The sequence below is a fragment of the Rhodopila globiformis genome (genome assembly GCF_002937115.1).
GTDB lineage: Bacteria > Pseudomonadota > Alphaproteobacteria > Acetobacterales > Acetobacteraceae > Rhodopila > Rhodopila globiformis.
Window position 1 is genome coordinate 27230 of the sequence record NZ_NHRY01000217.1, and the last position, 17394, is coordinate 44623.

17 protein-coding genes are annotated in these 17394 nt (G+C 68.1%); 9 read left to right on the top strand and 8 right to left on the bottom strand.

Going from position 1 to position 17394, the window contains the following annotated elements:
* Positions 1-242 precede the first annotated feature (242 nt).
* The 3 genes from CCS01_RS20445 to CCS01_RS20455 all read left to right on the top strand — a co-directional run bounded on the left by CCS01_RS20445 (position 243) and on the right by CCS01_RS20455 (position 2075).
* Positions 243-758, top strand: a complete 516-nt coding sequence (locus CCS01_RS20445; RefSeq protein ID WP_104520616.1) for a DUF6398 domain-containing protein — start codon at positions 243-245, stop codon at positions 756-758.
* Between the two features lie 214 nt (positions 759-972).
* A complete protein-coding gene (locus CCS01_RS20450; protein ID WP_146101867.1) occupies positions 973-1629 on the top strand; it encodes a hypothetical protein in 657 nt (218 codons plus the stop codon).
* 2 nt (positions 1630-1631) lie between these two features.
* Entirely contained in the window at positions 1632-2075 is a 444-nt protein-coding gene (locus CCS01_RS20455; RefSeq protein ID WP_104520618.1) for an SRPBCC family protein, read from the top strand.
* A gap of 165 nt (positions 2076-2240) precedes the next feature.
* On the opposite strand, the gene CCS01_RS20460 is transcribed toward CCS01_RS20455, so the two are convergent.
* Entirely contained in the window at positions 2241-3635 is a 1395-nt protein-coding gene (locus CCS01_RS20460) for a carotenoid oxygenase family protein (RefSeq protein WP_104520619.1), read from the bottom strand.
* A gap of 1090 nt (positions 3636-4725) precedes the next feature.
* On the opposite strand from CCS01_RS20460, the gene CCS01_RS20465 reads away from it, so the two are divergent.
* Genes CCS01_RS20465 through CCS01_RS20475 form a run of 3 tightly spaced genes read left to right on the top strand, consistent with a single transcriptional unit; the run spans position 4726 to position 8175 of the window.
* Complete coding sequence (locus tag CCS01_RS20465) at positions 4726-5520, top strand: SDR family NAD(P)-dependent oxidoreductase (RefSeq protein WP_104520620.1); 795 nt, start codon at positions 4726-4728, stop codon at positions 5518-5520.
* A gap of 25 nt (positions 5521-5545) precedes the next feature.
* Positions 5546-6808: a ribulose-bisphosphate carboxylase large subunit family protein gene (locus CCS01_RS20470; RefSeq protein ID WP_104520621.1), complete on the top strand. Its 1263-nt coding sequence runs from the start codon at positions 5546-5548 to the stop codon at positions 6806-6808.
* Positions 6805-8175 (top strand): four-carbon acid sugar kinase family protein, encoded by a 1371-nt coding sequence (locus CCS01_RS20475; protein WP_104520622.1) that lies wholly within the window; start codon positions 6805-6807, stop codon positions 8173-8175. Before CCS01_RS20470 ends, CCS01_RS20475 begins: the two co-directional genes overlap by 4 nt.
* Positions 8176-8226: 51 nt before the next feature.
* Here CCS01_RS20475 and CCS01_RS20480 read toward each other — a convergent pair whose 3' ends face one another.
* The 3 genes from CCS01_RS20480 to CCS01_RS33030 form a co-directional block, all read right to left on the bottom strand.
* A complete protein-coding gene (locus tag CCS01_RS20480) occupies positions 8227-9102 on the bottom strand; it encodes a BKACE family enzyme (RefSeq protein ID WP_104520623.1) in 876 nt (291 codons plus the stop codon).
* Positions 9103-9202: 100 nt separating this feature from the next.
* On the bottom strand, positions 9203-9604 hold the full coding sequence (locus CCS01_RS20485; RefSeq protein WP_104520624.1) for a hypothetical protein: 402 nt from the start codon (positions 9602-9604) through the stop codon (positions 9203-9205).
* A gap of 425 nt (positions 9605-10029) precedes the next feature.
* Positions 10030-10278, bottom strand: coding sequence for a hypothetical protein (locus CCS01_RS33030; RefSeq protein ID WP_146101868.1), 249 nt, complete (start codon positions 10276-10278; stop codon positions 10030-10032).
* Between the two features lie 111 nt (positions 10279-10389).
* On the opposite strand from CCS01_RS33030, the gene CCS01_RS20490 reads away from it, so the two are divergent.
* Genes CCS01_RS20490 through CCS01_RS20500 form a run of 3 tightly spaced genes read left to right on the top strand, consistent with a single transcriptional unit; the run spans position 10390 to position 12862 of the window.
* The gene (locus tag CCS01_RS20490) at positions 10390-11253 is read left to right on the top strand and encodes an alpha/beta hydrolase (RefSeq protein WP_104520625.1); all 864 of its coding nucleotides are present in this window, start codon (positions 10390-10392) and stop codon (positions 11251-11253) included.
* 53 nt (positions 11254-11306) lie between these two features.
* The gene (locus tag CCS01_RS20495) at positions 11307-11606 is read left to right on the top strand and encodes a hypothetical protein (RefSeq protein ID WP_104520626.1); all 300 of its coding nucleotides are present in this window, start codon (positions 11307-11309) and stop codon (positions 11604-11606) included.
* On the top strand, positions 11603-12862 hold the full coding sequence (locus CCS01_RS20500; protein ID WP_104520627.1) for an NAD(P)/FAD-dependent oxidoreductase: 1260 nt from the start codon (positions 11603-11605) through the stop codon (positions 12860-12862). The genes CCS01_RS20495 and CCS01_RS20500 overlap by 4 nt, the downstream gene beginning before the upstream one ends.
* A gap of 620 nt (positions 12863-13482) precedes the next feature.
* Here the strand turns inward: CCS01_RS20500 and CCS01_RS20505 are convergent.
* The 4 genes from CCS01_RS20505 to CCS01_RS20520 are packed head-to-tail and all read right to left on the bottom strand — an operon-like array spanning position 13483 to position 17193.
* Positions 13483-14394 carry an efflux RND transporter periplasmic adaptor subunit gene (locus CCS01_RS20505; RefSeq protein ID WP_104520628.1) on the bottom strand — a complete coding sequence of 304 codons (912 nt, stop codon included), beginning with the start codon at positions 14392-14394 and terminating at the stop codon, positions 13483-13485.
* Positions 14391-14603, bottom strand: coding sequence for a DUF1656 domain-containing protein (locus CCS01_RS20510; protein ID WP_104520629.1), 213 nt, complete (start codon positions 14601-14603; stop codon positions 14391-14393). The genes CCS01_RS20505 and CCS01_RS20510 overlap by 4 nt, the downstream gene beginning before the upstream one ends.
* Positions 14600-16741 carry an FUSC family protein gene (locus CCS01_RS20515; protein ID WP_104520630.1) on the bottom strand — a complete coding sequence of 714 codons (2142 nt, stop codon included), beginning with the start codon at positions 16739-16741 and terminating at the stop codon, positions 14600-14602. The genes CCS01_RS20510 and CCS01_RS20515 overlap by 4 nt, the downstream gene beginning before the upstream one ends.
* Positions 16738-17193 carry a MarR family winged helix-turn-helix transcriptional regulator gene (locus CCS01_RS20520; protein ID WP_104520631.1) on the bottom strand — a complete coding sequence of 152 codons (456 nt, stop codon included), beginning with the start codon at positions 17191-17193 and terminating at the stop codon, positions 16738-16740. Before CCS01_RS20520 ends, CCS01_RS20515 begins: the two co-directional genes overlap by 4 nt.
* Positions 17194-17394 lie beyond the last annotated feature (201 nt).

The following is a 17394-nucleotide window of genomic DNA, read 5'->3' on the forward strand; positions in this document are numbered from 1 at the left end:
GCGCCCGCGCACATCACGAGCAGCATCCCTGCATACGGCCCCCACCCTGGGGGCTTGACCGGAAAGCGCTGGGTAAGCCAGGGATAGGGTCAGCAAAGCCGGGGCAGCCGCCGCCTGGTCAGCCCGTTCGCGTCCTGCCACGTCGTCCAGTCCCTCCGGCTGCGCCCGGTGACCGCGCTGTCGCGGCTGCGCCGGAGGCGGAATCCTGGTTGCAAACTCAGTTTTGGCGTGAGGCTCATCCGGTGAAACCTGCTCGTTCAACCTCCGTCCCCAAGGCCATGCAGGCGACCTATGATGCGGTCACCGCATTGACGGACGCGTTCTGCCGCGACCACCTGAACGAGGAATATCGCGATCTCGCGCGGGCCATGGCCGCCGCTCTCTGCCGCAAGCGCCCCAGCCCGCTGGCCTCGGGGCAACTGCGCACCTGGGCATGCGGCATCGTCTATCTGCTGGGCCAGATCAACTTCCTGTCGGACCGGGCAAGCGAGCCGTACATGAGCATGGCGAATGTCCGTGCCGGCTTTGGCGTCGGCGAGAGCACGGCAAGCGGCAAGGCGCGCGTCATCGCGGATGCGCTGCACGCGCACCGCTTTGACCCGGCCTGGACGTTGCGCAGCGTCGCTATCCAGAGCCCGTTGATGTGGATGGCCGAGGTCAACGGCCTGCTGGTCGACCTACGCGACATGCCGCGCGAGGTTCAGGAAGTCGCCTATGAGAAAGGCTTGATCCCCTACATACCGGCAGACCGCGAGTAACGCCCGGCGTGGCCGAATCCAAGAGAGCACCCGAAACGAACTATACGCCGGATGCAACTATCCTTGCAGCATTGCGCTGTTGAGAAGCCGTGATCGGCCCACCAGGACGTCGCCACCCGCCGCGCCTCCGCTGGCGCATGACCCGTGCGGCACAGAATGCAGAGACACGGCGAGGCAACGGGTCGTTGCGTCGCCAGTCCGAAAGGAGGAGGCCATGAAACCTGCCAGAGATCGGCCCGACCAGCGGCCCGCCAAAGCGCCCGGCGCTGATATGTCGCGCAAATTGCAGAAGATCGTCACCGACATCAAAGAGTCCGGCCAGGCCAACCTGACCCGGCTTACGGTGCTCAAGAAGTGGTTCGAAGCACCGCACCGCGTGCTGTCATTTGGTATGTTCATTGCCGGCCAGGCGCTGCGGCACGCACCCGAAGCGACCGGGGAAGCTGCGGAGCTGTTTCGCGTGGCACACGATCTTCTGGCCGACGTGGATATACTCGATCCCGGGATTCCACGCGCTGACGCAACAGGACTCCACGATCGTCTTAAAGCGTTTCAGAATGAACATCAGCACGTGCACTGGACAAGCGTCCGCTTGATTCGCAATCATAATCTGTTCCTGGTGGAAAGCGGGCTTGACCTTTATCTCCGGCACGGCAATTCACCGGCCGACAGCTATCGTCTTGCCGCGGCTTATTGCGAACATTACAATCCGGGCTATGGAAACGGCCTCAATGGCCCCAGCGTTCAGAGGATTGAAGAGATCGCCGGGTTCGTCCGCGTGGTTGAGGCATACGAGCCGACAGGACCGGCCCATGAAGGCCGACCGGTCTGGACGGTGGATCAAATAGCCGCAGCCAGCAGGGAGGAATGACGATGCCCAATACCGTTCGCCTGCACCGCGTTCTGGCCGCCAGGCCGGACAAGGTCTATCGCGCGTTCCTCGAGCCGGACGCATTGGCGAAGTGGCTCCCACCCAACGGCTTCGCCTGCACCGTGCATCAGCTGGATGCGACGGTCGGCGGCCGCCATCGGCTGTCGTTCCGTAACTTCACCACGAGCCAGGGCCATTCCTTTGCCGGTGAATACGTCGAGCTGGTTCCCGATCAACGGCTGCGCTACACGGACCGCTTCGATGATCCGAATTTGCCAGGGGAAATCCAGGTAACGGTGACGCTCCGGCCGGTGACGGTCGGCACCGAGCTGACGATCGTACAGGAAGGCCTGCCGGACGTGCTGCCGCTGGAGGCGTGCTATCTCGGCTGGCAGGAGTCGCTGCAAAACCTCGCCCGGCTCGTCGAGCCCGACATCCGGCCGTGATTGCCGCAAAGGCGTGGATGGCCCGCCTCCCCGGACCATGACGGGGACAGGACGGTGCCCGGCAGCCAATGACGCGGTTATCCCCCGACGGGCCTCAAGCCCCGCATCCCGGACAGCCCACGGCTATCGGGACAGGATTTCCTCAGCTCCGGCCCGCGCGGAATATCAGCGGCCAGCGTCCACCCAGTTGCCGTGGAAGCCGAATGGCACGCGATGCGGCAGGTGGACGGTGGCGACCGGCCCGTCGGCAACAGCCTGTGTGTCCAGGATGACCAGGTCGCTACGCTGGTCCTGAGCCCGCCAGGCGACAGAGAGCAGCCAGCCGTCGCCCTCGGGCGCAGAGGGACTGCGCGGGACGAAAACCGCTTCCGAGGCGGAATCACCGGACGGAACGGTGAAGGCACTGCGGCGCCGGGCGGTGAAGTCGTGCCAGACGATGGTGTCCAGCCCGGCCCCGTCGCGACTGCCGCCGACGAACAGGCCGTAGCGGTTGGGCAGGCTGGTCCGGCGCTCGTCCAGCCGGGGGAACTCGCCGCACATGTCATCGAGCGGCGCGCGGGTAAACGCGTCGGTGCCGGCCGCCGGATCGAGCGTCCAGCGCATCAAGGTGGCATTGGTGTCAGCGGGCGGCGTTTCCCGGCCATCGGCGCGCGGGAACAAGGGCGCGGCGGCATACTGCATCACGTCGAGCATGATGCGCCCGTCCTGGTCCCAGGCGTTCATGACGTGGAAGACAAAGCAATTCTCGGCGCGGAACCAGCGCAGCGAGGCGACGCCCTGCGCGCGCTCCATCACCCCGATATGCGTGCCCAGGTCCGGTTCCCAGGCGAAGGGCGACTCGCCGGCCATGGCGCGGGCCATGCTGCCGGTCAGCGGCATGACGGGAAAGACGATGTGCCGTTCCGTCACCGCGAAATCGTGCACCATGGCACAGTAGGGCGCCTCGAACCGTTCCAGGCGCTTCACGCGGCCGTCGGCGCCGAGCACGCCGCAGGTCATGGTGGGGGAAAACGCGCCGCCGGCGTAGCAGCCGAAAAAGATCAGGTCGCCGGTCAGCGGGTCGGTCTTCGGATGAGCGGTGAACGGGTCGTGGAGGGTGCCGAAATCGCGCACGCCGCGCGTCGTCAGCGTGGCGGGATCGAGTTCGAACGGCAGATGCCCCTCTTCCAGCGCCAGCAGGCGGCCGGCGTGCCAGACGACGTTGGTGTTGGCGACGCCGGTATTGGCGATACCATGCTCGGCCAGTTCCGGGCCGCCGAAGCCGGCGACGAGTGCCCGTCCGGCCGCGTGCTCGGCCAGCCATCGGTCGGTGCGCACCCAGCGGTTGCGATAGGATGCCGTGCCATCGGCGATGGTGAAGGCGTGCACCATGCCGTCGCCAGCGAACCAATGGTCCCGCAGCGGGTCGAGGGGCGGGAACTGCGGGTTCGGGCCGTTGCGGAACAGGGTGCCGGCGAGACCCTTGGGCAGTTCACCAGTCACGCGCAGCGCCGGTAGGTCATACTCCGTGCCGATCGGCGCGAAATTGCTGAAGGACGTCGCGTCAGGAGCCGTCGCCATGGTGCTTCCTCCGGTTTTGTCGCAGCAGCATGGCATGGATCGGGTGCCCGCGTCAGGCGCCGCTCCGGACAGCCGGCCACGCAGGACGGAGCCGCGGCGCCGAGGCGTGTGTTGGGCGCGGTTGCATGGCCGCTCCGTCGCCCTGCTGTCTCCGCATCCGGACAGGGACGTTTCGGAGTCGGGACAAGGCGTTCAGCGAATTGCAGGAACAACGGAAAACGATAGCGATCATCGTCGCAATGATCATCGGCATTTTCGTCCCGCGCGGGTAATTTCGCTCGCCGCCTATCGCACGAGAACCGACCGCCATCGGCGGAAGGTTTCCCGCCATGACCTGTGAGTTCTCCTGACACAAGCAAGCCGAAAACTCGGGTATCAACAGCGGGCATCTGCGTGTACAGCCCTGGGCCGGCAAATAATGAACGATCAAGCGCAGGAAACGCAGATCAACGTCCAGGCAGGCAGAGGCCAAATAGCATGATCCCGCACCAGCTTCCCTTGCCCGGCCCCAACGGGAGCGCTTCGACGAATTCGGTATTCAACCGGATTGACCGCACCGCACGCCCGGCCGAGGGCCAGGCTTGGACCGCTGATGCCGAACAATTGAAGTTACAGCAGACCGCAGGCCGGTTGAGACATGGCAACGACGCGCCCTCATCGTCATTGCCTGGACGAGCCGCATTGGCGCCAACTTCAGGGGGAACAGGGCGGGGTCGTCGCCCCATCGTCATGGTCGGGCATGTCCCGGCCATCTGCGCTTCAACGGTTGGGGGTGTATGGCCGGGACACGCCCGGCCATGACGGAGAAGCAATGGACTTGGCCCGGTCCATGTAAGGTTAGCGCCTGCGGACAAGCCGGGCCATGACGATGAAGACAGGCCGCCTCCCCAACCGATCCGCGGTCTGCCGTGGCTCTTCGGACCGGACCGGGAAACCGCAGGCTTGGTTCCGGCCGAAGCCGGGTTCGGCCGGGTTCCACGCGGAAGAGTCGTCTCCGGAACAAAACCCGATTGCTGCCAGCGGCCGGGCAAGGCGCCGTGTGGCGGCACCGCACCTCACCGATCTCCAGCAGAGGATTTGAACGGGCGTCATGACCAACCGCTTGCAGGACAAGATAGCAATCGTCTTCGGCGCCGGCTCGGTCGGCCCCGGCTGGGGCAATGGCAAAGCCACCGCGACCCTGTTCGCCCGCGAAGGCGCGCATGTCGTTTGCGTCGACAACAACCCGGCCGCGGCAGAAGAAACCGTTGGCATCATCGCCGGTGAAAGCGGTTCCGCTTCGGCGGCCGTGTGCGACGTGACGCAGTCCGACCAGGTCAAGGCGGTCGTGGACGCGGTGATCGCCCGCCACGGCCGCATCGACGTACTGCACAACAACGTCGGCTACGCAACGATGGGCGGGCCGATCGAACTGAGCGAAGCGGAGTGGCACCGGTCGTTCGACCTGAACGTCACCGGCGCCTTCCTGACCTGCAAGCACGTGCTGCCGCACATGCTGGCGCGGCGTTCCGGCGCGATCGTCAACGTCTCGTCGATCGCGGCGATCCGCTGGACCGGCTATCCCTATGCGGCGTACTACGCGGCCAAGGCGGCGGTGAACAACTTCACCATGGGCCTCGCGCTGCAATACGCGGCCGAGGGCATCCGCGTGAACGCCATCATGCCCGGCCTGATGAACACGCCGCTGATCCACCAGCAAATCTCCGGCCAGTACAAGGATGCCGAGGAGATGATCCGCGCGCGCGATGCCGCCTGCCCGATGGGGCGCATGGGCACCGCGTGGGACGTGGCGAAGGCCGCCCTGTTCCTTGCATCGGATGAGGCCGCCTATATCACCGGGGTCAGCCTGCCGGTCGACGGCGGCCTGACCTGCCGCGCCGCCTGAAGTCCATCCACCTGGAGCACCCGTCATGTCGACGAACCGCATCGAGGCCGATTATCTCCTGGAAACGCCGGGCGATCCGCGCCGCGTGGCCGAATTCATGGCCGGCGAGCAGTCGAGCGGCACCTTCGTTCCGGTCCCCGGCGAGACGCCCGAACTGAAGGCCCGCGCAGCGGCCCGGGTGATCCGCCTGGACGTGCTCGACGAGTCCGCCCCGGCGCCGGCGCTGCCGTCGGCCGGACTGAAGGTTACCGCGGAAACCAAATTCCGCCGCGCCCTGGTCACGCTGTCCTGGCCGTTCGAGATACTGGGACCGTCGTTGCCGAACCTGCTCGCGACGGTGGCGGGAAACCTGTTCGAGCTGAAGCCGGTCACCGGGCTGCGCCTGCTGGACATCCGCCTGCCGGCCGAGTTCGCCGACGCCTACCTCGGCCCCGGCTTCGGCATCGCCGGCACGCGACGTCTCTCCGGCGTCGAAGGGCGGCCGCTGATCGGCACCATCATCAAGCCGAGCGTCGGCCTGAACCCGCGCGAGACGGCGGACCTTGTGGCGGAACTCTGCCGCGCCGGCATCGACTTCATCAAGGATGACGAACTGCAGGCCGACGGCCCAGCCTGCCCGTTCGACGAACGCGTCGCCGAGGTCATGCGGGTGATCAACGCCCACGCCGACCGCACCGGCAAGAAGCCGATGTACGCCTTCAACCTGACCGGCGACCTGGACGAGATGCGCCACCGGCACGATACGTTGCTGCAACATGGCGCGACCTGCATGATGGCGAGCCTGAATTCCGTCGGCCTGGCCGGCATGATCGCGTTGCGGCGGTTCGCGCAGTTGCCGATCCACGCGCATCGCAACGGCTGGGGCTACCTGACGCGGCACCCGATGCTGGGCTGGTCGTACATCGCCTGGCAGAAGATTTGGCGCCTGGCCGGCGTCGACCACATGCACGTCAACGGCATCGGCAACAAATTCGCCGAGGACGACGAAAGCTGCATCGCCTCCGCCCGCGCCTGCCTGACGCCGATGTTCGCTGGCAAGCCCTGCACGGTGATGCCGGTGTTCTCCTCGGCGCAGACGGCGCGGCAGGCGCCGGCGACTTATAACGGCCTGGGCTCGGTCGACCTGATCGTCACCGCCGGCGGCGGCATCATGGCGCATCCGCTCGGCGCCGCGGCCGGCGTCGAGGCCATGGTGGACGCGTGGCAGGCGGCCCTGGCGGGCATTCCGTTGCCGGACTATGCGCAGTCCCGCCCGAGCCTGAAGCGGGCGCTGGAGATGGCGGCATGACCGAGCCCCGGAAGCTGCCGGACGGACCGCTGATCGCGTTCTACGGCGACGACTTCACCGGCTCGTCGGCATCGATGGAAGCGACCGCGTTCGCCGGGATCGAAACGGTTCTGTTCCTGTCCCCGCCGGCGCCGGAGCGTCTGCGCGCGTTCGGGCAGTATCGCGTCATCGGCGTGGCTGGCGTGGCGCGGGCCCGGGGCCCGGCATGGATGGACCGGCACCTGCCGGCGGTTTTCCGGCTGCTGGCCGATACCGGCGCGCCGGTGATCCATTACAAGGTGTGCTCGACTTTCGATTCGGCGCCGCACATCGGCAGCATCGGGCGCGCCGCCGACATCGGCGCAACGATCCTCGGCGGTTGGACCCCGATGATCGTTGCCGATCCCGGCATGGGTCGCTACCAGGCGATCGGCAATCTGTTCGCGGCGGCGCCGGACGGCGTGCATCGGCTGGACCGCCATCCGGTGATGTCGCGCCATCCGGTGACCCCGATGGACGAGGCCGACCTGGCGTGTCACCTGGCAAAGCAGACCGACCGGAAGATCGGCCTGGTCGATTTCGTTGCCATGAAGCGCGGCGAAGCGGATGCGCGCCTGGCGCGGGAAATTGCGTCCGGCGCGCAGATCGTTTCGCTGGACGTGCTGGACCGGGAGACGCTGGCCGAGGCCGGTCGCCTGGTGTGGGAACATGGCGGATCGCCCGTGTTCGGCATCGGGTCACAGGGGTTCGAGGCCGCGCTTGTCGCCTGGTGGCGCCACGCCGGTTTAATCCCGCCGCCGGCGACGGCGTTCCGCGCGAAGCCGGCCGATCGGATCGCCTGCGTATCGGGTTCAGTTTCGCCGGTTACGGCGTCGCAGATCGCGCATGCCCGCGCGAACGGGTTCGCGACGATCGCCCTTGATACCGCGCGGGCCGTCGATCCGGCCGCCTGGACGCAGGAGATCGGCCGGGCCACCCAGGCCGCGCTCGACGAGCTGGCGCAGGGACGCGATACGCTGGTTTACAGCGCCGCCGGCCCCGACGATCCGGCCGTCGCGTCGCTGAAGGCCGCGATTGCCGCCGCGGGCGTCGCCGCCGAGGCGGTCAACGAGCGGATCGGCGAAGGCCTTGGCCGGATCCTGGACCGCCTGCTGGCCCGCACCGGCATCACCCGCGCGGTCATTTCGGGCGGCGACACATCGGGCCGGGCCGCGCAGATGCTGGGGATCGATGCGCTGACCGCGATCGCGCCGCTGGCGCCGGGATCGCCGCTGTGCCGCGCCCATGCCGTGGGCCAGGATCGTGACGGGTTGGAAATCGCTCTGAAAGGCGGCCAGGTGGGGGCCGCCGATTTCTTCGTCGCGGCCCGCCAGGGAGCCGCGGCCTGACGCCCGCCCGCCGGAAGCGCCGTCACTGGATCGCCGGGGAACAGCCGGATTTTACGCCTGTCCAGCCAGGCCCGCGCGTACCTGCGCGGCGGTCGCGGGTTCGCCACCGGCGGCGCGGATCAGCCTGGCCGCTTCCTCCACCCACTGGCGGTTCGACCACCCGGTGCCCCAGGGCGCATCCTCCAGCCCAACGCGGACATGACCACCGCGCGCAACCGCCGGCGCGATCAACGGCCGTATGTCGACACCCAGTCCGGCGACCATCCACGGCGCGTCCGGCGCAACGCCACGCAGAAGGTTCAGATGCGCATCGAGATGCCCGGCCTCGGGTGGAAAGCCCCAGGCGAATTCATCGGAAAACATGAAGCGATAAATTGCCGCCGGCAGGCCGGAAATACCCGCCGCGAGCGCTGCGCCGAGCCGGGTGAAGCCGGGTTCGTAGATCGCGTAGCCCGGGTGCAGGCCGTACTCCTTGGACAGCCGCAGCCCCTCGCGGATGTCGCCGAGCGGGTTCTGGTAGACGAAGCCGGCCGACGGATCAGCGACTTCCTCGAAACGCAGGAAATTGCACGAGCCCGGGTCACACACCGTCCACTCCAGCAGGCCACGGCTGGCCAGTTCCGCCGTGTGGGCGAAACGGCGTTGCGCGTTCTGGCCGGCATAATCCGAACCGGCCAGGGGGATGGTCGGATAGACGATGACATCCGCTTTGGCACGAATGCCCTTAATGATCCGCGCATAGGTTTCCCACCGGTCGTTCTGTCGTCCGGTGGCCGAATCGTAGGCGTGCACGTGGATGATGGCAGCGCCGGCATCGGCCGCCGCGAGTCCGTCGGCGACGATTTCCTCGACCGTCACCGGAATACCAGCCTGACGCTCCCGCCCCCAGGGACCATTCAGGGCCGCCTCGATCCAGACCTGGCTCATGCTGGTGCCGTTTGTTCCGGGTTCAGTTGTGCCGCAAGCGATGACGACCTGCGCCGGCCGGTCTGCAGGGACCGGATCTGCTGGTTGCGGCTGGCAACCATCATGCGTCCGCGCCGATGGCGGCGAGCAGGGCCGCTTTTACCCGCAGGCCCGGCTTCAGGCCGCGCGCGACGGCGGTTTCGTTCGCGTGGCTGATCACGCCCTGGTCCCACATGTCCTGGCAATCACCGATGCGGCCGGTCTCGTGGCCAATTGTTCCGGCTGCGATACCGCGCGCCTGCAGCATGTCCAGCGCCGCGATGCCGGCGCGATCCTTGCCTACGCCGGCGTCGTTGAAGAAGACGCTCGCCAGCGGCACCTCCAGCGCGAATTCCCCCGAGCTGGCGCCGCCGTGGGAGGCGGACACCACGTTCGCGCCGATGTCGTCCGGCGTGACCTTGGTGATCGAATCCATGATCACAACGCGGCCTTTGGATGTGCTGGCGACGATTTCCTTGAGCATGGCTTTTCCTCCTGCGGCGCTTTCTTGCTTGGTCTTCTGGATAACCCGAACCACCGCGCGGCGACAGGCAAGAATTTCTCGCCGATCTGTGAGAAAATATCAGACCTGCGGCCCGGTGTCGACCAGCGGCCGGGCCGTTGCGGGCGCAATCACCTCGTCCCGGGCGCCGGGAGACAGGGCCGGCTGTTGCCTCTTCGTCATGGCTCGGCGCATCCGCAAGGTCGCCAACGCCGGCGTCCATTGCGGTAACGCTATCATTGGCGGAGGCTCGGCATGACGATCGGGGGGCCACCCTTTGGCCGCCTCCTCGGGGCCCGTCCGCGAATAACCGCGGCATTGCGTGCAAGGCACGGCCCCTCCGCGTCATGCTTTGCCTTCGCGAACCATGGCGAGGACAGGACGGTGGTCCACACCCAAGGGCGCGGTCATTCCCTGACGAACCCTTGGTAGCCAAACCCGGCCTTCCGCAGCCGTGCCAGCTTTTCCAGGCAGATCCGGCAGGTGACCGCTTCCGATGGCGGCTCGGCCCAGCCCGAGGCGGCGCCGGGTTCGGTCGCGCACAGCGCCATCCGGCAATGCGGCGTGACCGCATGGTACATCGGCAACCGACCGTTGCCGGCAGCAGGGCCGTCCTTGCGCAATGCGACGAATATCCGTCCTGATTCGTTAATCATATTCGCGTCCCGAACCTGGTGTAGCCGCGCTTGCTACGTCATTGCCGCCATTTCACCAAGTCCGATTCCGCGCACTCGACGCAGGTTCCCCATCCGGGCTTATGATATCGCATGAAAACATCGATCGATCTGTCGCCGCTGGTCGCCGCGCCGGGCGCCGCCTCCCTGCCCTGGCACGACCCGATGTTCCCGGACCGGACGCTGGTCCTGCACGCCGCCCGGCCGCGCGACTGGCATCCGGGGCTGCCGGTGCTGTTCGTGCATCACGGCGTCGGCCGCAACGGACGCGACTATCGCGATTACTGGGCACCGCATGTGGACCAGGGCCGTTTCCTGGCCATTGCCATCGAGTTTCCGGAAACCGACTTTCCCGACTACCTGTGGTATCATTTCGGCAACCTGCGCACCAGGGACGGCACGCCCAATCCGCGGTCGCAATGGACCTTCGGCATCGTTCCGCGCCTGTTCGACGCCTTGCGCGACCAGGGCCTGACCGCCGCGCCGCGCTATGGCCTGTTCGGCCATTCCGCCGGCGGACAGTTCGTGCACCGGATGCTGTCGTTCGGCTATCGCGAGCACGTCGCGGTAGCCGTCGGCGCCAATGCCGGCACCTATGCCATGCCCGACCTGACGCTCGGCTGGCCATGGGGCCTGGGCGCCACCGGGGTCGTGGCGGACGACCTGGCGGCGCTGCTGCAGTTCCCGCTGACGATCATGGCGGGAACCGAGGACACCAGGACCACCGGCCGGTTCTTCCCCAAGGGGCCGAACTCCCTGCGGCAGGGGCCGACGCGCTATGCCCGGGCGCACAGCTACCTGCGCCATGGGCAGGCGGCGGCCGCGGCGCTGGGCGTGACGCTGGGCTGGCGGGTGATCGACGTGCCGGGCGTCGGCCATGACGGGCACCGCATGTCGGACGCCGCCGCGCCGCTGGTCGCCGCGGCGCTGGGGCGGGAAATCCGGCCCCTGGCCTGATGTCCCGTGGCGGCCTAACCTTGCCGGACACGAACAGGCACGGGGATGGCCGGATGAAGCGACGCACGGTGCTGCAATCAGCGGCGGCGACGGCCACTGTCCTCGCCGCGCCGCGCATCGCCCGGGCGGACGGAGCGAAAGTTGTTACGTTCGCTCCCCATGCCGACCTGGCCTCGCTCGATGCGGTCTGGACCACGGCGGATATCACGCGGAACCATTCACTGGCGGCGTTCTGGGAGAACCCGACCTGTGCGCCGCTGGGCATGTACGAGCAGCCGACGGCGTTCCCGGCCACCTTGAAGGACGTTCCCGACGCTTGGCCGCAGTTCTACACCCTGCGGAAGGACGCATGAGCCGCGTCGTCGTCATCGGCGCCGGCATCGTCGGCCTGGCCGCGGCGATCGCCCTGCTGCGCGACGGCCATGCCGTGACGCTGCTCGATCCGGGGGAGCCAGGCGGCGAGCAGGCGGCCAGCTACGGCAACGGCACGCTGCTGAACCCAAGCTCGGTGGTGCCGATGGCGGCGCCCGGGCTGTGGAAGAAGGTGCCGGGCTACCTGGCGGACCCGCTGGGGCCGCTGACCATCCGCTGGTCCTACCTGCCGTGGCTGGTGCCGTGGCTGCGGCGGTTCGTGCAGGCCGGCGCCACGCCGGAGAAGGTGGCCGCCATCGGCCGGGCGCTGCAGCCGCTGCTGGCGGACGCGCCGGCGCGGCACCGGGCACTGGCCGAGGCGGCCGGCGTCGGCGACCTGATCACCCGCCAGGGCGTGCTGTTCGCCTTCCCCGACCGTGCGGCGTTTGAGGCTGAGGCGTTGTCCTGGCGCGTCCGCCGCGACAACGGCACGCGGTGGCTGGAACTGGACGCCGACGAACTGCGCCAGCGCGAGCCGGCGCTGGATCGGCACTACCGCTTCGGCATCCTGGTGGAGGAGAACGGCCAGTGCCGCGACCCCGGCGCCTATGCCGCCGCCCTGGTGCGCCTCGCTGCCGGACAGGGCGCGACAATCCTGCGCCGGGCGGCCACCGGGTTCCGGATCGAAGTCGGCCGGCTGCTTGCGGTGCGCACGGCGGACGGCGACATCGCCTGCGACAAGGCGGTGATCGCGGCTGGCGCCTGGTCGAAGCCGCTGGCCCGCGCGGCCGGCGACCGCGTGACGCTGGAGACCGAGCGCGGCTACCACGTGGTGATCGCCGATCCCGGCATCGCCCCGCGCTACCCGGTGATGCCGAGCGACGGGAAGATGGCGTGCGTCATGACTCCCGCCGGCCTGCGGGTGGCGGGACAGGTGGAACTGGCCGGGCTGGATGCGGCGCCGGACTGGCGGCGGGCCGAGACGCTGCTGCGCTTCGCCCGCACGGTGTTCCCGGGCCTGCCGGCGGACCTGACGCTGGAGTCGGTGAAGACGTGGATGGGCCACCGGCCCTCGACGCCCGACGGGCTGCCGTGCCTCGGGTTCGCGTCGGGCTGCCGGGATATCGTGCATGCGTTCGGACATGGGCATATCGGGCTGGCGGCCGCGGCCACCACCGGGGCAGTGGTCGCGGATCTCTTGGCCGGACGGCCGCCGGCGTTCGACCTGGCGCCGTACGCGGCGTCACGATTCCGCTGAGAGCCTGAAAATCAATCGGCTTTCTGGACAAGTCCAAGAACTAATGCCATATTTTACAGGAGGTTACAGCAAACCGCAGGTCGGTTGAGACGACCGCGCCGGATCGGCAGCGACAGCCCGTGGAGGCACGGGTGCCATCGCCCGGGTGACAATGTTGCGTCAATGCAGCAACTGGCTGCGGCGTCGGCCCCCGATCGGCGATGTGGTGCTGGCGGAAAATCCGCTTGGTCCACCACAGAGATACAGGAACACAGAGATTGCAACGAAGCCGTCGGCAGCGCGGCGGTTCTGATCTCTGTGGCTCTGTGTCTCTGTGGTGAACCATCGTCGGCCGCAGCAAGCACCGGCCATGACAGGGACGCACGCACCTGGCAGCACCGTCACGTGGCCTGGACGGGCGCTCCGGCCGCAGTCCGAACGGAGCGATGCCGCCACTGTATTCCTGCAAGCGGAGTCCCAGCCGTCCTGCGATGTGCTGTAGCAGCTTCGACTCCGGCCAGGAGTCGATTTATTTTCAGGCTCTGAGCGGCCACCATTGGCCCGGGGCGGATCCGGGCCGCGAAGGGGCGTCGGCCGGCGCGACGCCGCGAATCCCGGCACCGGGGCCGCCGGACCAACAGTCAATTGCGCGCCTGCCGCCAGATCGTGCGGAACAGATACTGGCGAGCGGACCCGACCATGACCGTCGCCGTCTGTCCGGCCACCAGTTGCAAGCCGGCAGGCACAGGATCGAGCGCGATCCGCACCGGGACGCGCTGGGCGAGCCGCACCCAGGTGAAAGTAGGATTGACGTCCGCCAGGAGGTCACTGCCACGGGCGCGTTCGCGATCCTCGGTACCTGCGGCGATGCTTTCGACATGGCCGTGAAGCAGGCGGGACTCCCCCATCAGGTGCACGGTCACCGGATCGCCCGGCCGGATGCGCGGCAGCTTGGTCTCCTCGAAGTAGCCTTCGACGCGCAGGCTGCTGCTGACCACCAGCGCCGCGCCCCCCTGGCCGGCGCTGACATAGGCGCCTGGCTGCACGCTGAAATTGGTGATCGTGCCATCCACCGCGGCCCGCACTTCCGAGCGCTGGAGATTCAACTGCGCCAGGTGGAGATCGGCCAGCGCCTGCTGGAAGGCGGCCGCCGCGATGGCCGCATCGGCCGCCGCCTGTTCCTTCCGCTGCGCCGAGACCGACATGTCGTTCAATGCGTCATAGCGGCGGAGGTCGAGGCTGGCGCGGTTCTGCGCCGCCCGGCGGCTTGCCACCACGGCCGCGGCCTGCTCCACCGCGATCCGGTAGCGCGCGCTGTCGATGTCGAACAGGACGTCGCCGCGGCGGACCGGCTGGTTATCGTGCACCAGCACGTCGCTGATCAGTCCCGCGACGTCCGGGGCGATGAGGACGACATCGGCACGTACCCGGCCATCCCGCGTCCAGGGTGCATTGGCATAGTAATCCCAGAGCATGGCGCCCAGGACGCCGGCAACCGCCAGCACCGCCAGGGTGAGCGACACACGTCCCAGAAGCAGCAAGCCGGATTTCATGGTTCCATCCAGAATACCGAGACGATGACCAGCGTCCCGAGGACAATGACGAAGGCGGCCAGCTCGAACAGCGGCCGGTGCCAGACAAGGCGGAACAAGCCGCGGCCGGCGGCGAGCCGGGTCAGCGCCACGGTGATCAGGAACGCCACGGCCATCCACACCAGCAGCGGCGGGAAGAAGACGCCGTAGATGTCGATCTCGCCGATCATGCGGCAGACGTGGCGGGAACCGGCGCGGCCAGGGCAGGCGCGGCCAGGGCAGGCGCGGCCAGGGCAGGCGCGGCCAGGGCAGGCGCAGCTGGGAGAGGCGCGGCCGGCATGGATACGAAAAAGTCCGGCGGCGCGGCCCCCGGGAACAGGTTGCGGCGCACTCCGACAAGGGCGAGCAGCAGGCGCACCTGGCGGTGCCCGGCCGGCATGCCGCCGACGGCCGCGATGCTGGCGTCAAGCCCAGCCAGGAGCGGTCCCGGCGCCGGCATGTCGCCATGCCGGGCCAGGTCGGCGAAATGGCGGTCGAGATCCGCGAGCATCCGGGTAATCGATCCGGCACAGGAGTCCGGCAAGCCGCGCCGGAAGCGCGGCACGTCGATCAGGTTCAGGCCGAGCCGCAACTCGACCAGCGCGCGCTCGGCGGCCTGCCGCGGGTTCTGTCCCACCGCCACCAGCCGTGGCGCGAGCAGCACCAGGCGATCCAGCATGGCATCGGCGAGCCGGTTGCGCTGCGCCGCGGCCATCCGCGCCCCGATATCGCGCAGCCGCGCGAGCGCGACCAGGTCGGTGCGGTTGGCGCGCATGATGCGCCGCGCGATCCATCCGGCGCCGACCGACCGCAGGAGCGCGGTCAGCATCGCGGCTATCGACATGCCGGTCACGACCGCAATGCCGTTGTTCAGCGTGGCGGCCATGTCGGCCGTATAGCGGCCTTGCAGGCCCATCATGACGGCGGTGTTGACCGCGGTGCCGAGGCCCCAGAAGTAGAAGCGCGGCGAGGTCATCATCAGGCCGGCCAGCAGGTAGACCGGCGCCAGCGCCAGCGCGAGCATCTCGAAACTGCTGGCGGCCGGCAGGATGGCATAGACATAGGCGATCGCGATCAGCAGGCCGATGATCGCCTGCCAGGTGAAGTTGCGGATCATCGGCACCGGGTCATCCATGGCGGCGAAGAAGCTGCACGCCACCGCTGCCATCTGCACCGCCATCGCGCCCGCCGGCCAGCCCAGGGCGATCCACGCGGCGCAGCACGCGAGGACGGCGAGGACTGCCGCCAGCGCGGACAGCGCGGCCATGCCATGATCGACATGCTGCGCCCGCCCCGCGCGCGTCACCGCGTGGCGCAGATGCGGCACGGGCCCGCTCGCCCCGCCGGCGAGATACCGGCGCAGGGCGCGGCAGTCCTGCATCAGCTCGATCGCCTCCCGCAGCCGCAGCAGCAACACGCTGGTCAGAACGTCCCGCCATGCCGGCGTGCTGGTGAGGACGGGCATGAGGTCGAACGTCTCCCGATGCAGGCGCCGCGCGTCCTCGCCTGACCCATGGCCTGTCCGGTTCCACGCCAGCATGTTATCGAGCAGCCGCCGCATCGCAGGGGACACGCCGCCCGGCAGGCGGCCAAGCTCCCGGACATGGTCACCGATGGACGACAGGGTGGGCAAGAACAGCAGCATGCGCGCGCGCAGGTCACCGAACTGTCGGCCTGCCCGGCTGAGCCCGGACGGATCATAAACCAGATTGCCCGCCAGCCGATCGGCTTCGGCGATGTCGGCGGCCATCAGGCCCCGCGACGCGGCGTCGCCGCCAAGCGCGGCTTCGGTCCAGTGATGGGTGTCGCGGCTCCAGCGGTCGAGGCAGCCGTTCAGCAGCGGCGCGATCGAGACCGGGAACACCAGGCTGCCAATCATGGTGGTGATGACGATGGCGATGCCGATTTCCTCGACCCGCGATACGGCGGACCCAAAGATGCCGGAGGGATCGGTGACCGCCGGAAACCCGATGAAGGCGGCGGTGTAGCCGGCCAGCATGAAGACATACGAGCGTGGCGTGCGATCGAGCAGCGAGATGTAGAGGCAGAGGCCTACCCAGAGCGCCAGCATCAGGCCCAGCAGTTCCGGCGCATCGACCAGGGTGGGCACCAGCACGACGCTGACCGCGGCGCCGATGAGGGTGCTGATGAAGCGGTAGATGCTCTTGGACCGCAGGCCGCCGGTCTGCGGCTGGGAGACGATATAGACCGTCATCGCCGCCCAGTACGGCTTCTCCAGGTTCAGGCTGAACGCCACGTAGAGCGTAAGAAGCAGGGCCACGAAGGTCCTGGTGGCAAACACCCATGACCGCGCGCTGAACAGGATCATCGGTCCCGCTCCGTCGTCCGGTCGGCGCGGGCCTGGATGACGCGGAGAACCCGCAGGAAGGCTTCCAGGTCCTGCGGGCTGATTCCGTCCAGCAACTGCGCGCGCACCTGCTGGAGGATCGTCTCCATCCGCGCGCACACCGCCACGCCGGCCTCGGTCAGGTGCAGCGTCTTGGCCCGCCGATCGGCTGTGTCCTCACGCCGATCGACGAGGCCGAGGTCGGACAGGTGGTCGAGCAGGCGGCCGATCGACGGCCCCTCCATGCCCATGATGGTGCTGAGCGTGACAAGCCGAACGCCATCCCCTGCGCGCATCAGGTTGACCAGGGTCCACGCGGCCGCGTCCGACAGCCCAAGATCGGCGAGCGCGGCGTCGATGCGCCGGCGCCATGCGCGGGCCGTGACCTGGATTTCGAAGCCAACCGCGGCCTGCAAGGACGGTGGGGAATTCATAGTATGCTTTTATATAGCATGCTTTCTAACGTAACCGGGAGTTCCCCCGGCTCTGCCGGGGAGGCAGCAGCAGTTTGACATTTGCGGGGGTAGGCCCCGGTTCGCCCATCAATGAAACTCTGGAGCGTGAGCCGCCAAAGCACACGCTGATGGAGTTCCATCAATGGACGAATTCGAGAGCCTAAATCACACCAAATGGGA